This window comes from Pseudomonas sp. NMI760_13 (assembly GCF_021283245.1).
GTDB lineage: Bacteria > Pseudomonadota > Gammaproteobacteria > Pseudomonadales > Pseudomonadaceae > Aquipseudomonas > Aquipseudomonas peradeniyensis.
Map to the genome: position 1 here is coordinate 1 of NZ_JAJSRC010000049.1, position 21,784 is coordinate 21,784.

Below are 21,784 nucleotides of genomic sequence, written 5' to 3' on the forward strand. Positions count from 1 at the left end.
TGAATAAACCTGATTACGGACCATAATGTGTCAACCATGTCTGCGCACATGTGTCAGCGATGTGTCCGGTCTCTACACCAAGACCAAAGTAACCCGCCGTAAGGGCGGAAAGGTGAATTAGCGTCGACATCAAAAATGAATGCGCATACAACTTCCAATACCAACTCAAACCAACTCAAACCATCATATTTTAATCCCGAGCCAGCGCCTCAATAGGATCCAACCGCGCCGCATTCCGAGCCGGCACAAACCCAAACACAATCCCAATCAACGTAGAACAAACAAACGCCGTAACCACCGACCCCAACGAAAACACCATCTCCCACTGCTTGACGAACAAGGCAAACAGATACCCGATCCCATAGGACAACCCAATCCCGATCACCCCACCGATCAGACAGACCATCACCGCCTCCACCAGAAACTGCTGCCGGATATCGGACTGCCGCGCCCCGACCGCCATGCGAATGCCGATCTCCCGGGTCCGCTCGGTGACCGACACCAGCATGATATTCATCACCCCGATCCCCCCCACCACCAGCGAAATCACCGCGATCAGCGACAACAGCAGGGTCAGCGAACGGCTGGTCTTCTGCACGGTCTGCATGATGCTGTCGAGGTTGTTGGTGAAGAAGTCCTTGGTCCCGTGCCGCTGCAGCATCAGCTTGTTGACCTCCTCCTCGACCCGCTTGCTCGGCATGCCATCCTTGATCCGCACGCTGATGCTGTCCAGGTGGCGCTGGCCGAGCACCCGCCCGGCGGCGGTCTCGTAGGGCATCCACACGTTCAGCGTGTTGCCGGCGACGAACAGGTTCTTGTTCTCGGCGGTCACGCCGATCACCGTGCACGGCAGCTTGCCGACCAGGATCACCTGCCCCAGCGGGTTGACCCCGTCGCCGAACAGGCGCTTGCGCGTGTTGTGGTCGATCACCACCACCTGCGCCTGGCGCCGGGCGTCGTCGGCGCTGAACACGATCCCCGAGGCCAGCGGAATGTTGCGCACCTGGAAGTACTGCTCGCTGACGCCGTTGAGCTGCACGTCGGCATCGATGTTGCGGTAGCGCACCAGCGAGCTCTGGCCGATCACCGGAGTGGCGCTGTCGACGTAGTAGAGCGCGTTGAGCGCCGTCACATCCGCCGGCATCAAGGTCTCGATGGCCTTGGCCCGGCTGTCGCCGAAACTGGTGCCCGAATAGATGTCGATGGTGTTGCTGCCGATCGCCTGGATGTCCTTGAGCACGTAGCCCTTGGCGCCCTCGCCGATGGCCGAGATCGACACCACCGAGGTGATGCCGATGATGATCCCGAGCATGGTCAGCAAGGTGCGCATGCGGTGCGAGACCAGGGCGATCCAGGCCATCTTGAAGGCCTCGCGGAACAGGCCGAGGCTTGCCACCAGCCGCCGCGGCGCCTGCTCGACAGCCGGCGTGGCCTCGGCGGCTGGCGCCGGTGTCTCGGGTCGGGTGCGGCGGTCGCTGACGATCTGCCCGTCACTGACCTCGATGATCCGCTCGGCATGGGCGGCGACCTTGGGGTCGTGGGTCACCAGGATTACCGTGTGCCCGGCAGCGTGCAACTCCAGCAGGATGTTCATCACCTCCTTGCCGCTGGCGGTGTCGAGGGCGCCGGTGGGTTCGTCGGCAAGGATCACCTCGCCGCCGTTCATCAGCGCCCGGCAGATGCTCACCCGCTGCTGCTGGCCGCCGGACAGCTGGCTCGGCCGGTGGGCCAGATGGGTGCCCAGGCCCAAACGCCCCAGCAGTTCACGGGCACGGGCATGGCGCCCGGCCTGGGGCACGCCGGCATACACCGCCGGAATTTCCACATTGCGCAGGGCATCCAGGTGCGGCAACAGGTGGTAGCGCTGGAAGATGAAGCCGAAATAGTCGCGCCGCAGCGCAGCCAGGGCGTCGTCGTCCAGGTCGCGGGTTTCCTGGCCGCTGACCTGGTAGCTGCCGGCGCTGGCATGGTCAAGGCAGCCGAGGATGTTCATCAGGGTCGACTTGCCCGAGCCCGAGGCGCCGATGATCGCCACCAGCTCACCGGCATGGATCTGCAGGTCGATACCCTTGAGCGCCAGGAACTCACGGTCGCCGGCCATGAAGCTGCGGCTGACCCCCTGCAGGCGCAGCAACGGCTGCTTCTGGTCAGCAGGCCGCGCCAGGTGCGGTGAAAGCTCGACGGTCATATTCATGCTCACGCCCCCGCCTCGCCCGACACCGGCTCGCCGATCACCACCCGATCGCCTTCGGCCAGGCCATCCTTGACCTGCACCTTGACGTTGTTGTTGATCCCCGCCTGGACCTTGCGCACCTGGGCGAAGCCCTTGCCGTCGATCACCCGTACCGGGAAACTGCCGTCGGCGTCGCGCGGCCCCAGCGCCGCCACCGGCACGGTGAGCACGCCCTGGGCGGTGTCGAGGACGATGCGCACCTGGGCGGTCATCGAGATGCGCAGGCGGTGCTCGGGGTTGGGTACCTCGAACAGTGCGTTGTAGAACACCGCGCTGGCCTGCTTGGCCGCGCCGCTGTTCTTGTCGCTGCTTTCCAGGTAGTTCTGCGGCGCAGGCTCCGTGCCGCGCAGCTTGGCGTAATAGCGCTGGTCATCGCCGAGGATGGTGAAGTACACCTGCTGGCCGGGGCTGATGTGAATCACGTCGGCCTCGGACACCTGGGCCTTGATGGTCATGGTGTCGAGATCGGCCAGCTTGAGGATCACCGGCGCCAACTGGTTGGAGATCACCGTCTGGCCTTCCTGGGTGACGATGCCCACCACATGGCCGTTGATCGGCGCGACGATGCGGGTGTAGCCGAGGTTGACCCTGGCGGTGTCGATCTGCACCCGGGCGCTCTTGATCTGCGCGTCCAGCGAGCGCAGGTTGGCCTGCTGCACCTCGAACTCGGACTCGGCACTCTCGAAATCCTGGCGCGAGATCGACTCGTCGTCCTGCAGCACCTCGTACCGCTCGTAGACCCGCTTGGCCTGCTTGAGCTTGGCCTGCACCGAGCGCCGCTCGGCCTGCAGCTTCTCCTCGTCGACCTCGGCCTGGCGCAGGGTGTTCTGCGGCACCAGCGGGTCGATCTCGGCCAGCCACTGGCCCTCGCTGACCTTGTCACCGAGCTTGACCTTCAGCGACTTGAGCTGCCCGGAAACCTGGGCACCGACGTCTACCTGGCGGATGCCCTCCAGGGTGCCGGTGGCCAGCACCGCGTTCTCGATGTCGCCACGCTCGACCGTGGCGGTGATGTACTGCGGCGGCTTGGCCGGGGCCTGCACCGCGTACAGCACGATGCCGGCGACCAGGGCCGCGGCGACCCCAAGGGTGATCTTGCGAAACTTCGTCTTTTCCATAAAACCGTTCTTCCAGAATCCGATGAGGTCCCGTGGGCGCGGGCATGCCCCGCGCCCACGACGGTGTTACTGCTTCACCCTGCCGTGATGCAGGGCCTGCCCGTCATGCCACCACGCCGCCAGGCTGAACACATCCGGCACCTTGAGGATGCTGAAATGGTTACCCGGCCCCTGCCACACCTCCAGTTGCGGCAGCCAATCGCGCCAGCCCTCCTCCATGGCCTGCTGCTCGCGCTGGTTGCCGGCGACGTCCAGACTCGGATCAGCCACCAGCACCAGCCGCGCCAGGCCGTTGAACCCACCCTCGGGACGGTACACCGTGCGCAGGGCCGTGGCGAAGGTCCGCGCCACGCCCTCGAGTGCCTGCGCCGAAGAGCGTGACGGCATCAGGCCGACCCGCACCATGGCCGCGTGCAACTGGCGCAGTTGCTCCTGATCGTCGGCTTCGGCAAAGGCCGCAGGTTCGATGCCCAACGACTTGCCGGTGGACAGTTGCAGCGACTCGATCAGCCGCTGCAGGGCCTGGGTAAAGGTGTACGGCTTGCCGCAACTGCCCCCCGCGCCTGGCGCCTCGCTGTCGACCAGGGTCAGGGAGCGCACTTCGCGCCCTTTGGCCTGCAAGCGTGCCGCCATGGCGTGGGCCACCCAGCCACCGAACGAATGCCCGACCAGGTTCAACGGGCCCTCGGGGTACAGCGCCTCGATGGCCCGGACATGGCAGTCGGCGGCGGCCTCCACTGTGCTGTGCGGCACCTCGCCCGCGGCCAGGCCCCGGGCCTGCAGGCCATGCACCGGCCAATCCGGCCCCAGCGCCTCGGCCAGGCCGATAAAGCTGGTCACGCTGTCGCCGGCCCCCGGCACGCAGAACACCGGGACATGGGACGGCGTGCCGCTCTGGATCGCCAGCAGCGGCTGGTGTGTCGGCCGAACGCCACCGGGTGCGGCCTGCAACGCCTGCGCGATGGCCTGGCCCAGCACCGCCGCTTGCGGATCCTGCACCATGCTCTGGTGATCACCCGGCACGCTCAGGCAATGCAACGCCTGCCCCGGCAAGGCCTCGGCCCAGCCCAGGGTCGGGCTGTCGGTGACGATGCCGGCGCTGCGCTGCTCGGCCACGAACAGGTGCAGCGGCACCGGCAACGGTGCCAGCCGGTAGTGGGCCAGGGCATGCCCATGGGCCAGGTGACGCTCGAAGAAGTGGCGCAATTGCCCGTCGCTGGCCTGGACCAGGCCGGGCACCAGCAGCTGGCGATCACGGCAGTGGGCGAGCAGTGCTTCGAACGCCAGCGCCCCGGGCTGCAATGCCTCGATCTCGGCCAACTGCGCCGCCCCCGCCTCGCCCTGGGCCTGCCAATGCACCCGGCAATGCAGCAACAGCTGCCCTTGCAGCAGGTGCGGCCCTTGCCAGCGCGCCTTGCCCTGGTCGCTCAGGCGCGGCACGTAGGTGTCGATCAGGCCGACGAAGGCCACCGGCTCGTCCGCGCCCAGCAACTGCGCGGCCACCTCGTAGGCCAGCACGCCGCCGAACGACCAGCCCGCCAGCCGATACGGCCCGTGTGGCTGCACGGCGCGGATCCGCCGTACCAGGCGTGCCGCCAGACACTCCATGGTATTCAGCTGCGCCTCCCCAGGGGCGACGCCAGCCAGGCCGTAGACGGGGAAATCACCTTCGATATGCCGCCCCAGGACCGGGAAGTACAGGTCCAGGCCACTGAACTCGTGGATCAGGAACAAGGCAGGCTGGCTGCCTGCGGCGCGCACCGTGACCAGGCCTTCGTCCTCGTGCGCACCCTCGCCCAGGCGCGCTGCCAGGGTGGCGATGGTCGGGTGCTGGAACAGCTCCGCCAGGGTCGTGTGCAGGCCGGCCTGGCGCATCTCGCCTACCAGGCGGATCGCCGACAGCGAATGCCCGCCCAGTTCGAAGAAGCTGTCATGCCGCCCCACCCGCTCGACCTCCAGCACTTGCGCCCACAGCGCGGCCAATGCCTGTTCCACCGGTGTTGCAGCGGCCTCGAACACCGCCACGGCCAGGTCCTGCGCGCCCGGCAGCGGCAGCGCCCGGCGGTCGACCTTGCCATTGTTGGTCAACGGCAACGCCTCGAGCGCGACGAACGCCGTCGGCAACATGTACTCCGGCAGCCGTTCGCGCAGGAAACCGCGCAACGCCACGCCGTCGAGGGTCGCGTCGGTACGGGTGTACCAGGCCACCAGGCGCAGCGGTCCCTGCTCCAGGCGCAGGGCCATGACCACGACCTCGTCCACGCCCGGGCACTGGGTCAGGTGCTGCTCGATCTCGCCCAGCTCGATACGGAAACCACGGATCTTCACCTGGTCGTCGGTGCGCCCCAGGCATTCCAGCTGGCCGTCATCACGCCAGCGGGCCAGGTCGCCGGTGCGGTACAACCTCGCACCGGGCCCAGCACCGAACGGGTCGTCGAGGAAACGCTCGGCGGTCAGTTGCGGGCGATTCAGGTAGCCCAGGGCGACGCCATCGCCGCCAATGTACAGCTCGCCGGTCACGCCTTCGGGCAGCAGGCGCCCGTGCGCATCGAGGACATAGGCCGTGGTGTTGCCGATCGGGCCGCCGATCGGCACATGCTCGGCGCCGTCGGCCACGGCCCGCACGGTGCAGGCGGTGGCAAAGGTGGTGGTCTCGGTGGGCCCGTAGCAGTGCACCAGGCGCAGGTTCGGCGCCCGCGCCAGCAACGCCCGGAAGCTGGCGGGCTCGCCGCGCTCGCCGCCGCACAGCAGGACCCGCAGCCCGGCCAGGGCCTCTGGGATCAGCTGCACATACTGGTTGAACAGCGCCGTGGTGACGAACATCACGCTGGCGCCACCCTGGCGCAACGCGGTGGCGAACTGCGTTGGCTCGACCAGGGTCTGGTGATCGATCACCAGCACCTGGCCACCGTTGAGCAGGCCGCCCCAGACATCCAGGGTGGCGGCGTCGAACGCCGGATTGGAGACGAAGGCGAAACGGTCGCTGGCATCGAAGTCGGCATAGCCGTTGTTCAGCACCAGCCGGGTGATGCCGCGGTGGGTCACCCGCACCCCCTTCGGCGTGCCGGTGGAGCCCGAGGTGTACATCACATAGGCCACCGCGTCGGCGTCCTGCGCCAGGTTCGGGTTGTGCGCCGGCTGGTCGTCGAGGGCCAGGCAGTCCAGGTCGATGCGCCGCGCCTCGCATTCCGCCGCCAGGCTGCCGAGGGTCAGCAGCGCCACGGCCTGGCAGTCCTGGACCATGAACGCCTGGCGTTCGGCCGGGGCGTTGATGTCCAGCGGCACATAGATGGCCGCGCACTTGAGCACGGCCAGCTGCGCCACCAGCAAGGGCAACGAGCGCGGCAGCAGGATCGCCACCGGATCGCCTGCCGCCACGCCCTCGCCGATCAGCCAATGGGCCAGGCGGTTGGCCTGCTCGTTGAGCTCGCCATAGGTGAGCTGGCGTTCATCGTGGCGCGCCGCCAGCGCCAGCGGGTGCCGCGCCACCTGCTGCTCGAACAGGCGCTGCACCGGCAACGCTCGCGGGTAATCACGTTGCGTGGCGTTAAAGCCCACCAGGAGCCGCCGGCGTTCCTCGGCCGGCACGATCTCCAGCCGTTCCAGGCCTCGTTCGGGATCCTGAGTCAGGGCCTCGACCAGGTTTTCCAGGGCCTGTTGCAGATAACCGCACAGGCGTCGCGCATCCAGGCCCGGCGCACACTGCGCGGTCAGGCCGAAGCCTTCGCCCAGGTCGTCGATGCTCAGGGCCAGCGGGTAGTTGCTGCGTTCCTCGGCATGCAGCAGCTCGATGCCTTCCCAGGCGCGCCCGGCAGCACCGTCACGGAGCAGGGCCGTGGCACTGTGGCGGTAGTTGAGCAAGGCGCTGAACAGCGGCGCGCCGGCCGGCAGCGCGCTGCAACGCTGGGCCAGGGCCAGTTGCGCATGCTCGTGCACCAGCAGCCCGGTAAGCCGGCGGTGGGTGTCGAGCAGCGCCTCGCGCACCGGCAGGCGGCCCACCTCCAGGCGCAGCGGCAAGGTGTTGATGAACACGCCCAAGGCGCGCTCCACGCCTTCGCCACCCTGCAGGCGACCGAGCAGCACGGTGCCGAACACCACGCTGTCGCGCCCCGACAACTGCCCCAGCACCATCCCCCAGGCCAGGTGCATCAGGCTGGCGGCGCTGACGCCCAGCAGCCGCGCCTGCTCGCGCAGGTGTCGCGCCAGGCCGTCGTCCAGCAGTATCCGGGCTTCGGCCTCGGCGCCCTGATGAGCCAGCGGATGCGGGCCATAGGGCAAGGTCGGCTCGTCGATGTCGCCCAGCTGTTCGCGGAAGAACGCCTCGTGCTCGGCTTCGCCCGCGCCTTGCAGCACCTGGGCGATGTAGTTGCGGTACGGCACCGGCGCGGGCAACTGGCGCTGCTCGTCGAGCAGGCAGGCCTGCAGTTCGGCGCGCAGCACATCCTGGGCCACGTGGTCCATGACCAGGTGGTGGAACAGCAGGGTCGCGGTGATGCGCCCGCTGGCCGGGTCCTGGCTGTGCAGCAAGCGCAGCATGGGTGCGCGGGTCAGGTCCAGGCGCAAGACCTGCGCCGCCCCCGGCGACACCTCCTGTACCGGCAGCGATGCCTGGCGCCACACCACCTGCACGGGTTCGGCGAGGCCGTCCCAGTACAGCGAGGAACGCAGGATATCGTGACGGGCGATCACCTGGTCCAAGGCCCGCTGCAGCGCCTCCAGCCGCGCGCGGTCGGCCACGGCGAAACGCGCCTGCAACAGGTACGGATCATCCCCCTCGCTGGCCAGGTGGTGGTAGAGAATCCCCGCCTGCAACGGCCCCAGCGGGTAGATGTCCTGCACGTTGGCGGCGCCGCCCGGGACCTGGGCGACGATGCGGTCGATGGCCGCCTGCTCCAGCGCCACCAGCGCCAGCAGGTCCGGTGTGATGCGTCGGCAGTCGGCGCCAATACGGTTGGCCGGCACCCGGGGCCCGCCATGCTGGCCCAGGGTGCCGGCCAAGGCGGCCAGGGTCGGCTCGGCGAACAGCACGCGGATGTCCGCCTCCAGGCCTTCGGCACGCAGGCGGGCGATCAGGGTCACCGCCAGCAGCGAGTGGCCACCCAGTTCGAAGAAGTGGTCCTGGCGCCCTACCCTCGGCACGTTCAGCAGCTCGGCCCACAGTGCCGCCAGATGGGTCTCGGCTTCCCCTTGCGGCGCCTCGTAGGCACGGCTGAGCACGGCCTCGGCGCCGGGCTCGGGCAGCGCCTGGCGGTCGAGCTTGCCATTGGCGGTCAGCGGCATGGCCGGCATCCCCACATAGGCCGACGGCACCATGTAGTCTGGCAGCTGCGCCAGGGCATGCCGACGCAACGCCTCGATCCCGGGCGCGTCGTCGTGGGCGGTGAACCAGGCGACCAACCGCTCGCCACGCAGCAGCACCGCAACTTCACGAATCGCGGGATGACTGGCCAGGCAGGCCTCGATCTCGCCCAGTTCGATACGCAGGCCATGCAGCTTGACCTGGAAGTCGTCGCGGCCGAGGAACTCCAGCTCGCCGTCGGCGCGGCGGCGCACCAGATCACCGCTGCGGTACAGGCGCTCGCCGACCACGAACGGGCTGTCGCCGAAGCGCTCGGCGTCCAGTTCCGACAGGCCCAGGTAGCCACGGGCCACGCCGACGCCGCCGATGTGCAGCTCGCCCACCACGCCACGGGGCACCGGCAGGCCGTTGCGGTCGAGCACGTAGAGCCGGGTATTGGCGATCGGCCGGCCGATCGGTGGCGCGCTTTCAGGCAGCGGTTGCCCGGGCTCCAGGGTCCAGACGCTGCAATCGACGGTGGCCTCGGTCGGGCCATAGACGTTGTGCAGCCGCACCTGCGGCAGGCGCTCGCGCACCTGTTGCAGTAACGTCGTGGTCAGCTCGCCGCCGCCGCAGACGATATCGGTGAGGCTGTCGCAGGCCGCGCTGGCCTCAAGGGCGAGGAACTGCTGCAGCAGCGCCGGCACGAACTGCACCACGTTGACCCGCTGTTGCTGGATCAGCGCCGCCAGGTAGGCCGGGTCGCGCTGGCCGTCCGGGCGCGCCAGCACCAGGCGCAGGCCGGCGCACAGCGGCCAGAACAATTCCCACACCGAGGCGTCGAAGCTCACCGGGGTCTTGTGCAGCAGCGCGCCCTCGACGGTCGGGGCGATCAGCCGCGAGCTCCAGTGCACCAGGTTGCACAGGCTGCGGTGCTCGACCATCACCCCTTTCGGCGTGCCGGTGGAGCCGGAGGTGTAGATCACGTAGGCCAGGTGCCGGGCACCCAGGCCGCTCACCTGCGGATTGTCCGGCGACTGGCCGGTCCAGGTCGGCTGGTCAAGGTCCAGGCGTGGCACGGCACTGTCGATGAAGCGCCCGCGGCTGCCGGCATCCACCAGCAACGCCAGCGGCGCGCTGTCGGCAAGCATGTAGGCCAGGCGCTCGTCGGGGTAGCCCGGGTCCAGCGGCACGTAGGCGCCGCCGGCCTTGAGCACCGCCAGCAGCCCGACCAGCAGTTGCGGTCCACGGGCCAGGCACACCGCGACCCGGCTGTCGGCGACCACGCCCTGGGCGATCAGCTGATGGGCCAGGCGGTTGGCCGCCTCGTTCAGTTGCCGGTAGCTCATCTGGCCGTCCTCGGCCTGAAGCGCCAACGCCTGCGGCATACGCGCCACCTGCGCCTCGAACAACGCCTGCACCGGTTGCTGCAAGCCGCCGACCAATTCGCTGGCATTGCAGGTCACCAGCTCCTGGCGACGCTCGGCGGCGCCCAGCAGTTCGACCTTCGCCGGCACCGCCTGGTCGCTGCCGGCCATCGCCCACAGCAGTTGCTCCAGGTAGCCGACATGGCGTTCGATGGTCGCCCGGTCAAACAGTGCCGTGGCGAACTCCAGGGCGCCGCCGTAGCCGTCGGCGGTCTCGCCCAGGCTCAGGGTCAGGTCGAACTTGGCGAAGATCTGCGCGCCGCCCAGCGCCTCCAGTTGCAGGTCGCCCAGTTGCAAGGCCTCGCCCGGCACGCCGTTCCAGGCCAGCGACACCTGGTACAGCGGGGTATGGGCCAGGCTGCGCGGCGGGTGCAGCAGTTCCACCACCTGTTCGAACGGCAGGTCCTGATGGTCCTGGGCCTGGCTGACGCAGGCCTTGACCCGGTCCAGCAGCGCGCCGACGTCGGGCAGTCCGGCGGTATCGATGCGCAGGGCCAGGGAGTTGACGAACAAGCCGATCAGCCCTTCGACCTCGGCCTGCCGACGGTTGGCCACCGGTGTGCCGATCACCACCTCGGCCTGGCCGGACAGGCGCGCCAGCAGCACCGCCCAGGCGGCGCCGAACAGCATGAACGGGGTGACCCCGTGGCGCAGGCACAGCGCCCTGAGGTCTTCGCTCAGACGCCGATCCAAACGTATCTCGACCCGGTCACCGCGGTAGTCCTGGCGGGCCGGCCGTGGCCGGTCGGTGGGCAGGGTCAGCAGCACCGGCGCGCCGGCAAGGGCCTGTTGCCAGTATTCGCCCTGGCGCTGCAGCGCGTCGCCGGCCAGCCAGCGGCGCTGCCACAGGGCGTAGTCGCCGTACTGGATCGCCAGCGCCGGCAGCGGGTCGTCGTGCCCTTCGCTGAAGGCCTGGTACAGCGCCGCCAGCTCCTGGGTGAACACGCCCATCGACCAGCCGTCGGCGACGATATGGTGCAAGGTCAGCAGCAGCACGTGATGCTCTGCCGCCAGGCACAGCAGGCGGCCACGCACCGGCAACTGGTGCGCCAGGTCGAAGGGCAGCAGCGCCTCGGCCTGCATCAGTTCGGGCAGCTGCTGCGCGGCGCCGCGCAGGTCGTGCCAGGCCAGGGCGAAGCCGCCGCGGCCCGGGGCCACGCGTACCCTTGCCTCGGCGCCTTCCTGGGTGAAGTGGCTGCGCAGGCTCTCGTGACGCTCGACGATGCGCGCCAGTGCCTGCTCCAGCGCCGCGCGGTCCAGCGGGCCGTGCAAGGCCAGGCCCAGGGGAATATGGTAGGCGGCGCTGGCATCGTCCATCTGCGCCAGGAACCACAGGCGCTGCTGGGCGAACGACAGCGGCAGGGACTGGCCACGGGGCGTCGGCTCGATGGCCGGCAGCACCTCGCCACCGCGCTCGGCAAGGGTCGCCGCCACCGCCAGCAGGCGGTCGTCGCCGAACAGCTCGCCCAGCGACAGCTCCCGACCCAGGCGCACCCGCACCTGGCCGACCATGCGCATGGCCAGCAGCGAATGGCCGCCCAGTTCGAAGAAGCGGTCCTGGCGCCCTACCCGTTCCAGCTGCAGCAGCTCGCACCACAGTTCGGCCAGGGCCATTTCCAGCGCGCCCTCGGCAGCCTCGTGGACCTGGCTGGCCGACGCCTCGCGCTCGGGCAACGGCAGCGCGCGACGATCAACCTTGCCGTTGGCGGTCAATGGCCAGGCATCCAGGCGCACCAGGGCCGTCGGCACCATGTAGCCCGGCAAGCGCTGTTGCAGGGCGGCGCGCAGGGCGCCGACCGGCTGCGCCTCAGGGCCGGCGATGTAGTAGGCCACCAGGCGCGGCTGGCCGGGCTGATCCTCGCGGGCCAGCACCAGCGCTTCGGCGACGCCAGGCAAGGCCAGCAACTGCGCCTCGATCTCCCCCAGCTCGATGCGCAGGCCGCGCACCTTCACCTGGTCGTCGTTGCGGCCCAGGTAGTCCAGGGTGCCGTCAGCGTTCCAGCAGGCCAGGTCGCCAGTGCGGTACATGCGTGCGCCAGGCTGCTCGCTGAACGGGTCGTCGAGGAAGCGCTCGGCCGTCAGATGCGCACGGTTCAGGTAGCCCCGCGCCACCCCGACACCGCCCACGTAGAGCTCGCCGGTCACGCCACACGGTACCAGTTGCCGCGCCTCGTCCAGCAGGTAGACCCGGGCATTGGCGATAGGCCGGCCGATGTCCAGCGCCCCGCCCGGCAGCACCAGGCCGGAGGTGGCGACCACCGTCGCCTCGGTGGGGCCATAGTTGTTGACCACGACGCAGCCGGGGTCGCGGGTGAACTGGCGCAGGCGGTCGCCACCGATCAGCAGGGTGCGCAGGGTCGGATGGCGCAGCCCCTGGGTGAAGGCATATTCGGCGACCGGTGTCGGCAGGAAGGCCACCTTCAGCGGTTGCTCCAGCCACCAGGCCAACAGGCCGTCGAGCTGCTCGTTACCCAGCTCGGCCGGTGGCAGGTGCAGCACCGCGCCGGCGCACAGGGCCGGCCAGACCTCCCAGGCCATGGCATCAAAGCCGAAGCCGGCGACGCTGGCAGTGTGCTCGCCGGCGCCCAGCTCGAAGGCCTTGCAGTGCCAGTGCACCAGGTTGGCCAAGGTACGGTGCTCGACCATCACGCCCTTGGGCTGCCCGGTGGAGCCAGAGGTGTAGATCACGTAGGCCAGGTGGCTGGCCAGCAGGCCGGGCAGCTCGGGATTGTCCGTGCGCGCCGGCCAGTCCGGCCGGTCCAGGGCCAGCACAGGCAAGGTCAGCCCGTCCAGGCGCGCCAGCAGCGCCTGCTGGGCCAGGACCACCACGGGTGCGCTGTCCCCGAGCAGGTAGCGCAGGCGCTCATCCGGATGCGTCGGGTCCACCGGTACATAGGCGCCACCGGCCTTGAGCACCGCCAGCAGCGCCACCAGGGTATCCAGGCCGCGCCGGGCGACCACCGCGACCCGGTCGTCCGGCCCTACGCCGCGTTCGATCAGGTGATGGGCCAGGGCGTTGGCGCGCTGGTTCAGCTCGCCGTAGCTCAGGCGTGCATCGCCGGCCACGGCGGCCAGCGCCTGCGGGGCACGGGCCGCCTGGGCCTCGATCAGGGCCGGCAGGGTCTGGCCGACCGGGAATGTCCGGGCACTGTTGTTGAAGGTGTGCAGCAGGCGTCGGCGTTCGGCGCCGCCGACCAACTCCACCTCGGCCAGAGGCACCTGGTCGTTGGCGATCATTGCCCGCAGCAGACGCTCGAAGTAACCGGCGAAACGGCACACGCTGCTTTCATCGAACAATGCCGTGGCGTACTCGAGGCTGCCGACCAACGCCTCGCCCTGCTCGCCCATGCTCAGCGACAGGTCGAACTTGGCCACCTGGTTGGCCTGGGCCACGCCCTCCAGGCGCAAACCCGCCAGGCTCGGCGCGACGCCCTCGGTGGCCAGCCAGTTGAGGGTGGTCTGGAACAACGGCGTGTGGCCGAGGCTACGCGCCGGGCGGACGATCTCCACCACCTGCTCGAACGGCAGGTCCTGGTGCGCCTGGGCGTCGAGCAGGCGTGCCTTCACCTGGGCCAGCAGGCGCTCGCTGCTCGGCGCGCCCGACGTGTCGATGCGCAGCGCCAGGGTGTTGACGAACAGCCCCACCAGCGGCTCCAGCTCGGCATGGCCGCGTCCGGCCACCGGGCAGCCGACCACCACCTCTGTCTGCCCGGACAGGCGCGCCAGGGTCGCGGCCCAGGCACTGAGCAGCACCATGTACAGTGTTGCCTGATGCCGCTGGGCCAGGGCCCGCAGGCCGGCCCCCAGTCGCGCATCCAGCTGCAGCGCCAGGCTGGCGCCGCTGAAGTCCTGGCGTGGCGGTCGTGGCCGATCACTCGGCAGGCTCAGCAGGGTCGGCGCGCCATCCAGGGCCTGGCGCCAGTAGTCGGCCTGGCGTTGCAGTTGCTCACCGGCCAGCCAGCGTCGCTGCCACACGGCATAGTCGCCGTACTGGATGGCCAGGGCCGGCAACGGATCGTCCAGGCCCTGGCACATGGCCGGGTACAGCGCGCCCAGCTCACGGGTCAGCACGCCGAGGGACCAGCCGTCGGCGACGATATGGTGCAGGGTCAGCAGCAGCACATGGTGCTGATCCTCCAGGCGCAGCAGGCTGGCGCGCAACAGTGGTCCTTCGACCAGGTCGAACGGCGCGGTGGCCTCGGCCTGCAGGTGCGCGGCCAGGTCATCGGGCGCCAGGCTCAGGCGCCGCAGCCAGCCCGGTAGCGGCGTGGCGGCGACGTGCACCTCGGCGCTGTCGCCTGCGGGTACGAAGCGGCTGCGCAGGCCTTCGTGGCGCGCGACGATGCACAGCAGGGCACGCTCCAGCGCGTCGGCATCCACCGAGCCACGCAGGCCCAGGGCCAGCGGCACGTTGTAGGCCTGGCTGCCGCCCTCCAGCTGGGCCAGGAACCACAGACGCTGCTGGGCGAACGACAACGGCAGGGGCTGCTCGCGGGGCACCGCGACGATGGCCGGCAGCGCGCTGTGCCCGGCGCTCGCCAGCACCTGGGCCACGGCGGCCAGTTCGGGGTTGGCGAACAGCTCGGCCAGGGTCAGCTCGACGCCAAGGCGCAGGCGCACCTGGGACACCATGCGCATGGCCAGCAACGAATGGCCACCCAGGGCGAAGAAATGGTCATGCCGGCCAACCTGCTCCACCTGCAGCAGTTCGGCCCACAGCTGGGCCAGGGCAGTTTCCAGTTCGCCCTCGGGGGCCACGTAGCCACGCTCGAACAGCGCCGAACGCTCAGGCGCCGGCAAGGCGCGGCGGTCGAGCTTGCCGTTGGCGGTCAGCGGCAGCGCCTGCAGGGCGACGAAGGCCACCGGCACCATGTACTCCGGCAGATGGGCCAGCAGTTGCGTGCGCAGGACCTCGGGCAAGGGTGCCTCGAGGCCGGCTTGCGCGGTGAAGTAGGCCACCAGGCGCGGCTGGCCAGGCTGGTCCTCGCGGGCCACCACCACGGCCTCGCCGATGCCCGGCAGGCTGTTCAGCCGGTTCTCGATCTCGCCCAGTTCGATGCGCACCCCACGGATCTTCACCTGGTCGTCGTTGCGCCCCAGGTAATCGAGGGTGCCGTCGGCCAGCCAGCGCACCAGGTCGCCGGTACGGTACATGCGCGCGCCCGGCGTTGCCGCGAACGGATCGTCGAGGAAGCGCTCGGCGGTCAGCTGCGGGCGGCCAAGGTAGCCACGGGCGACCCCGGCGCCGCCGATGTACAGCTCGCCCGCCACGCCCAATGCTACCGGCTGCAACCCGGCGTCGAGCACGTACAGGCGGGCATTGTCCACGGGGCCGCCGATGTGCAGCGCGCCCCCCGCCTCCACTACTCCGGAACTGGCCACCACGGTGGTCTCGGTCGGGCCGTAGTTGTTGACCACGGCGAAGGTCTGGGTGCGGTTGAACTGGCGCAGGCGATCGCCGCCGATCAGCAGGGTACGCAGGGTCGGGTGCCCGAGCTGATGGCTGAAGGCGTATTCGGCCACTGGTGTTGGCAGGAAGCTGACATCCAGTGGCTGGGCGCGCCACCAGGCCAGCAGCGCATCAAGGTCCTCGTGGCCCTCGCCGGCGGGCGCCAGGTGCAAGGTGGCCCCGGCGCACAACGCCGGCCAGACCTCCCAGGCCATGGCGTCGAAGCCGAAGCCGGCCAGGCTCGAAGTGTGCCGGCCCAGGCACAGGTCGAAGGCCCGGCAGTGCCAGTCCACCAGGTTGTTCAGGGTGCGGTGCTCGACCATCACCCCCTTGGGCTGCCCGGTGGAGCCCGAGGTGTAGATCACGTAGGCCAGGTGTTCCGGTCCCAGGTCGGCGACGGCTGGATCATCCAGCCGCTGCGGCCAGTCAGGCTGATCGAGCGCCAGCACGGGCACCGTGATCCCATCCAGGCGGCCGCGCAACGCTTGTTGGGTCAGCACGGCCACAGGCGCGCTGTCGTCGAGCAGGTAGCGCACACGCTCGTCCGGGTGGGCCGGGTCCACCGGCACGTAGCCGGCGCCGGCCTTGAGCACCGCGACCAGGCCAATCAGCGTGTCCAGGCCACGGCGGGCGAACACTGCCACGCGGTCGTCGGGGCGCACGCCGAGGCCGATCAGGTGGTGAGCCAGGGCATTGGCGCGCTGGTTCAGTTGCTGATAAGTCAGCGACTGCTCATTGGCAGTGGCGGCCAGGGCGTGGGGATGGGCCTGGGCCACGGCCTCGATACGCCGATGCAACGGACCGTGCGGCTGTTCGATGCCCGGGGTCTGGTTGAAGGTTTCCAGCAGTTGCTCACGCTCGTCGGCAGGCACCATCGGCAGCGCCCTGACTTCAGCGGTGGACGTCGCCGCAAGCAGGCTGCGCAGGGTCTGCTCCAGGTAGGCACAGACACGCCGTGCCGGCACCTCGGGGCTGGCCAGCAGGGTCAGGCGGAACGCTTCGCCGAAGTCGTCGACGCTCAGGGTCAAGGGGTAGTTGGTGGCCTCGGCGGCGTGCACGATCTCGATCCCGGCCCAGCCGGCGCGCAGCACCGCTTCGGAGCCCGAGGCCGCGCTGTGGCGGTAGTTGAGCAAGGCATTGAACAGCGGCGTCGGCGCCGCCACGCCGCTGCAGCGCTGGGCCAGGGCCAGGGGCGCGTGCTCATGGCGCATCAGCGTGCTCAGGCGCTGGTGGGTGGCCTTGATCGCGCTGGCCAGGTCGGCGTCGTCCAGGTCCACCCGCAGCGGCAAGGTATTGATGAAGATGCCCAGCGCCCGGTCGGTGGCCTCGGCGCCTTGCAGGCGGCCCATCAGCACGGTGCCGAACACCACCTGGTCGCGCCCGGTCAGGCCGCCCAGCACCCGCGCCCAGGCCAGGTGGAACAGGCTGGCGACGCTCACCCCCTGGCTGCGGGCCTGGGCGCGCAGCGCGCGGCACAGCGCCAGGTCAAGGTCCAGCGCGTGCTCGTTCAGCGCCGCGCCATCCCCCTGCACATCGGCCAGGCCATAGGCCAGGGTCGGCGCGTCCACGCCGCCGAGCATGTCGCGGAAAAACGCCTCGTGCTCGGCCTCGCCGACGCCCAGCAGGGCCTGGGCCACATGGTTGCGGAACGGCAGCGGACGGCCCAACCGGGCACTTTCGCCGAGCAGGAAGGCAAGCATTTCGTGGCGCACCACCTCAAGGGCGCTGTGGTCCATGGCCACGTGGTGGAACTGCAGGGTCGCGTGGACCTGCCCATCCGCCTGCGCCGCCTGGCATTGCAGGCGGATCAACGGTGCCTGGGTCAGGTCGAAGCCGCTGTCCGGCAGCTGGCCCTCGGCCAACTGGGTGACCCGCAGCCGGGCCTGGCGCCAGACCACCTGCACCGGCGTCTCCAGGGCCTTCCAGTGCACCGAGGTGCGCAGGATATCGTGACGGTCGATCACCCCTTGCAGGGCCTGGGCGAAGGCCTCGACCCGGGCGCTGCTGGCGAACACGAAGCGCGCCTGCATCACGTAGGGATCATGGTCGCCGGCGCTGGCATGGTGGAACAGCATGCCTTGCTGCAAAGGCACCAGCGGATAGATGTCCTGCACATTGGCCGCGCCGCCGGGCACGCCTTCGACCAACTGGTCGATGCTGGCCTGGTCGAGCTCGACCAGGCTGAGCATGGCCGGGGTGATCCGCGCGCAGCCGGCGGGGATGCGGTTTTCCGGTACCTCGACGCTGCCCTGGCGCGCCGCCACGTACTCGCCACGTTCGAGCATCCCCAGCAGCGCCGGCTTGTGCTCGCGCAGCCGCGCCACCAGCGCGGCGTCGCTCAGGGCCTGGCGATTGCCCTGGACCACCAGCTGGCCATCCTTGAGGGCCAGCTGGACATTGTTGGCGGCCAGGGTCGCCAGTAGTTCGTTGATGCTCACAGGACGATCTCCATTCTGTCTGTGATGGCGGCATAGCCTGCCAGCGTCGGGTGTTCGAACAGGCTGCGCACGTCGGCTTCCAGGCCCGCCTCGCGCAAGCGCGAGGTGAGGGTCACGGCCAGCAGCGAGTGGCCGCCCAGTTCGAAGAAGTTGTCGTGGCGGCCTACCTGCTCCACGCCCAGCAGCTCGCCCCAGATACGCGCCAACAGCTGCTCGGTGTCGCCTTGCGGCGCCTCGTAGACGCGCGCCGGCAGGTCCGGCTGCGGCAGTGCCTTGCGGTCGAGCTTGCCGTTGGGGGTCAGCGGCAAGGCGTCGAGGGCCATGAACAGCGCCGGTACCATGTACTCGGGCAGTTGCCCCAGCAGCGCCTCGCGCAGAACCTCGGCGGGCGGCGCGGCGCCGGTGACATAGGCCACCAGGCGCGGGCCGGTCGGTTGGGCGTCGTGCACCAGCACCACGGCTTCGCGCACCCCGGGTACCCGGGCAAGGCAGGCCTCGATCTCGCCCGGCTCGATGCGCAGGCCGCGCAGCTTGATCTGGTGGTCGGTGCGGCCAAGGAACTCGAGGCTGCCGTCAGGGCGCTGGCGTACCCGATCGCCGCTGCGGTACAGCCGCTCGCCGTCGGCGAACGGGCTGGCGATGAAGCGTTCGGCCTGTTGCTCCGGCAACCCCAGGTAGCCACGCGCCACCCCGGCGCCGCCGATATGCAGCTGACCGGCAACGCCCAACGGCACGGGTTGGTCGTGGCCGTCGAGCACGTACAGGCGGGTGTTGTCGATCGGCCGGCCAATCGGCATTGCGCCCGATGTCAACGGATCCTGCGGGTGCAAGGTGCAGACGCTGCAATCGACCGTGGTCTCGGTCGGCCCATAGACGTTGTGCAGCCTTGCCCGTGGCAGGCGCTCGCGCACCTGGCGCACCAGGGCCTCGGTCAGCTCGCCGCCACCACAGACGATATCGCTGAGGCTGTCGCAGGCCGCGCTGGCCTCGTGTTCGAGGAACTGCTGCAGCAACGCCGGCACGAACTGCACCACGCCGACCTGTCGCTGGTGGATCAGCTCGGCCAGGTACTGCGGGTCGCGCTGACCGTCCGGCTTGGCCAGCACCAGGCGCACGCCGCTGCACAGCGGCCAGAACAGCTCCCACACCGAGGCGTCGAAGCTCACCGGGGTCTTGTGCAGTAGCGCGCCCTCGCCCGGGAACAGGCTGGCGCTCCAGTGCACCAGGTTGACCACGTTGCGGTGCTCGACCATCACCCCCTTGGGCAGGCCGGTGGAGCCGGAGGTGTAGATCACGTAGGCCAGGTTGGCGGCGGTCAGGCCCGGCACCTGCGGGTTGTGCTCCGGCTCACGGATCGAGTCCGCCAGGTCGAGATCGACCTGGGTCAGTGGCAGATCCCCCATCAGCGCCCGGGTGGCCGCCTGCACCAGAACCGCTTGTGGCTGGCTGTCGACCAGCATGTGGCGGATCCGTTCGACCGGGTAATCCGGGTCGAGCGGCACATAGGCGCCACCGGCCTTGAGGATCGCCAGCAGGCCGACCACCAGCGACAGACCGCGCTCGACACAGATCGCCACCCGATCGTCGGGCCGTACACCCAGCGCGATCAGGTGATGGGCCAGACGGTTGGCCTGGGCATTGAGCTGCTCATAGCTGAGTTCACCCTGCTCGGTGCTGAGCGCAACGGCCTCGGGCCTACGCAACGCCTGGGCCTCAAACAGGTCCTGGAGGGTCCGGTTCAGGTCGTGGGGCTGCGCCGTGCGGTTGAAGTCGTGCACCAGCTGGTCGCGTTCCTCGGCCGACAGTACTGGCAGTTGCAGCAGCGCTTGCCGTGGCTGATGGGCCAAGGCCTCGGCCATGGCCTCCAGCACCCGCCGCATCTGCTCGCAGACACGCGCCGCGCCGACCGCCGCCGGCGCCAGGGCAACCAGACGGAAGCGCTCGCCGATATCGTCCACGCTCAGGCTCAGCGGGTAGTTGCTGCGCTCGTTGCTGTCCAGGGTCTCGATGCCTTGCAGGGCCTGGCGCTGGTCCTCGTCCGCCTGGCTGCCGTGGCGGTAGTTGAGCATGGCGCTGAACAGCGGCGCCGGGGCCGGCACGCCACTGCAGCGCTGGGCCAGGGCCAGTGAGGCATGCTCGTGGGCGAGCAAGGCGCTCAAGCGCTGCTGGGTCTGGCGCACGGCGTCCTGCAGGTTGATGCCTGCAAGGTCCAGGCGCAGCGGCAAGGTGTTGATGAACATGCCCAGCGCCTGGTCCGCTCCCGCGCCGCCTTCCAGGCGACCGAGCAGCACGGTGCCGAATACCACGCTGTCACGGTCGCTGGCGGCGGCCAGCAGGCGGGCGTAGGCCAGGTGGAACAGGCTGGCGACGCTGATGCCCAGCTGCCGTGCCTGCTGGCGCAGACCGGTGGCCAGGGGTTCGTCCAGCCATAGCTGGGCCTCTTCGATGCCGAGGCCGTCGACCTGCACGTCGCTTAGGCCGAACGGCAGGGTCGGCTCGTCGATATCGCCCAACTGCTCGCGGAAGAACGCCTCGTGCTCGGCCTGGCTGACGCCCAGCCGCGCCTGGGCCACGTAGTTGCGGTACGGCGCGCCCTGTTCGGCGGGCACCGGCGCGCCTTGCAGATAGCTGACCAGTTCCCGGCCGAGCACATCCAGCGCGGTATGGTCGAGGACGATATGGTGGAACTGCAGCACGGCCTGCCGTCCGGCGCCCTGCGCGTCCGGCCAGTGGAACAGGCGCACCAGTGGCGCCTGGTCGAGGGCCAGGGCATGGGGCACCGCAGTCTCGTCGGCCACCTCGAACAGCGCCAGCCCAGCCTGGCGCCAGACTACCTGCAATGCCTGCGGCAGGCCGTCCCACAGCACCGAAGTACGCAGCACGTCATGACGGGCGATGACCTTGCCCAGGGCATCGACGAAGGCGTGCAGCCGGTCACGGCTGGCGAAGGCCATGCGCGATTGCAGCACATAGGGATCGTGCTCCGGCGAGCTGAGGTGGTGGTAGAGAATGCCTTCCTGCAACGGCGCCAGTGGGTAGATGTCCTGCACGTTGGCCGCGCCGCCCGGCACCGTGGCGACGATGCGTTCGATGGCAGCAGGTTCAAGGTCCACCAGTGGCAGCATGTCCGGGGTGATCCGGGTGCAGTCGACCGGGATCCGGTTGGCCGGGACCTCGACCTGGCGGCCATGGCCCAGGGTCGCCGCCAGTGCCGCCACGGTCGGCTGACCGAACAAGGTGCGCACGTCGGCCTGCAAACCGGCCTGGCGCAGGCGCGCGGTGAGGCTCACCGCCAGCAGCGAGTGGCCGCCGAGCTCGAAGAAGTTGTCATGGCGACCAACCTGTTCGATACCCAGGACCTCGGCCCAGGTCGCGGCCATGGCCACCTCGGTGGCGCCGATTGGCGCAACGTAGGCCTGGCGCACCAGGGCCGAGGGGTCCGGATCCGGCAGCGCCTTGCGGTCCAGCTTGCCGTGGCTGGTCAGTGGCAGTTCCTCCAGACGCATGAAGGCTTGCGGTACCAAGTGACCCGGAAGGCTGACTTGCAGACCTTGGCGCAAGGTGTCGAGATCGACCACGGCGGTTTCGGTGAACCAGGCCAGCAGACGCTCGTCACGCACCAGCACCACCGCGTCCGTAATGCCCGGCTGGGCCTTCAGCGCGGCCTCAATCTCGCCCAGCTCGACCCGTACGCCACGGATCTTCACCTGGTCGTCATTGCGGCCCTGGTAGTCCAGCGTGCCATCGACATTCCAGCGCACCAAATCGCCCGTGCGGTACATCCGCCCGCCGTTGAACGGATCGTCGAGGAAGCGCTCGGCGGTCAGTTCAGGCCGGTTGA

4 protein-coding genes are annotated in these 21,784 nt (G+C 69.5%); all 4 read right to left on the minus strand.

What is annotated here, in order from left to right; all coding sequences use genetic code 11:
• Positions 1-190: 190 nt before the first annotated feature.
• Entirely contained in the window at positions 191-2,194 is a 2,004-nt protein-coding gene (locus LU671_RS28400) for a MacB family efflux pump subunit (RefSeq protein WP_232857742.1), read from the minus strand.
• A gap of 2 nt (positions 2,195-2,196) precedes the next feature.
• A complete protein-coding gene (gene macA, locus LU671_RS28405) occupies positions 2,197-3,351 on the minus strand; it encodes a macrolide transporter subunit MacA (RefSeq protein WP_198745913.1) in 1,155 nt (384 codons plus the stop codon).
• Between the two features lie 66 nt (positions 3,352-3,417).
• The gene (locus tag LU671_RS28410) at positions 3,418-17,943 is read right to left on the minus strand and encodes a non-ribosomal peptide synthetase (RefSeq protein WP_232857743.1); all 14,526 of its coding nucleotides are present in this window, start codon (positions 17,941-17,943) and stop codon (positions 3,418-3,420) included.
• On the minus strand, positions 17,940-21,784 hold a 3,845-nt coding region (locus LU671_RS28415), incomplete at its 5' end, for a non-ribosomal peptide synthetase (protein WP_232857744.1). The genes LU671_RS28410 and LU671_RS28415, both read right to left, overlap by 4 nt.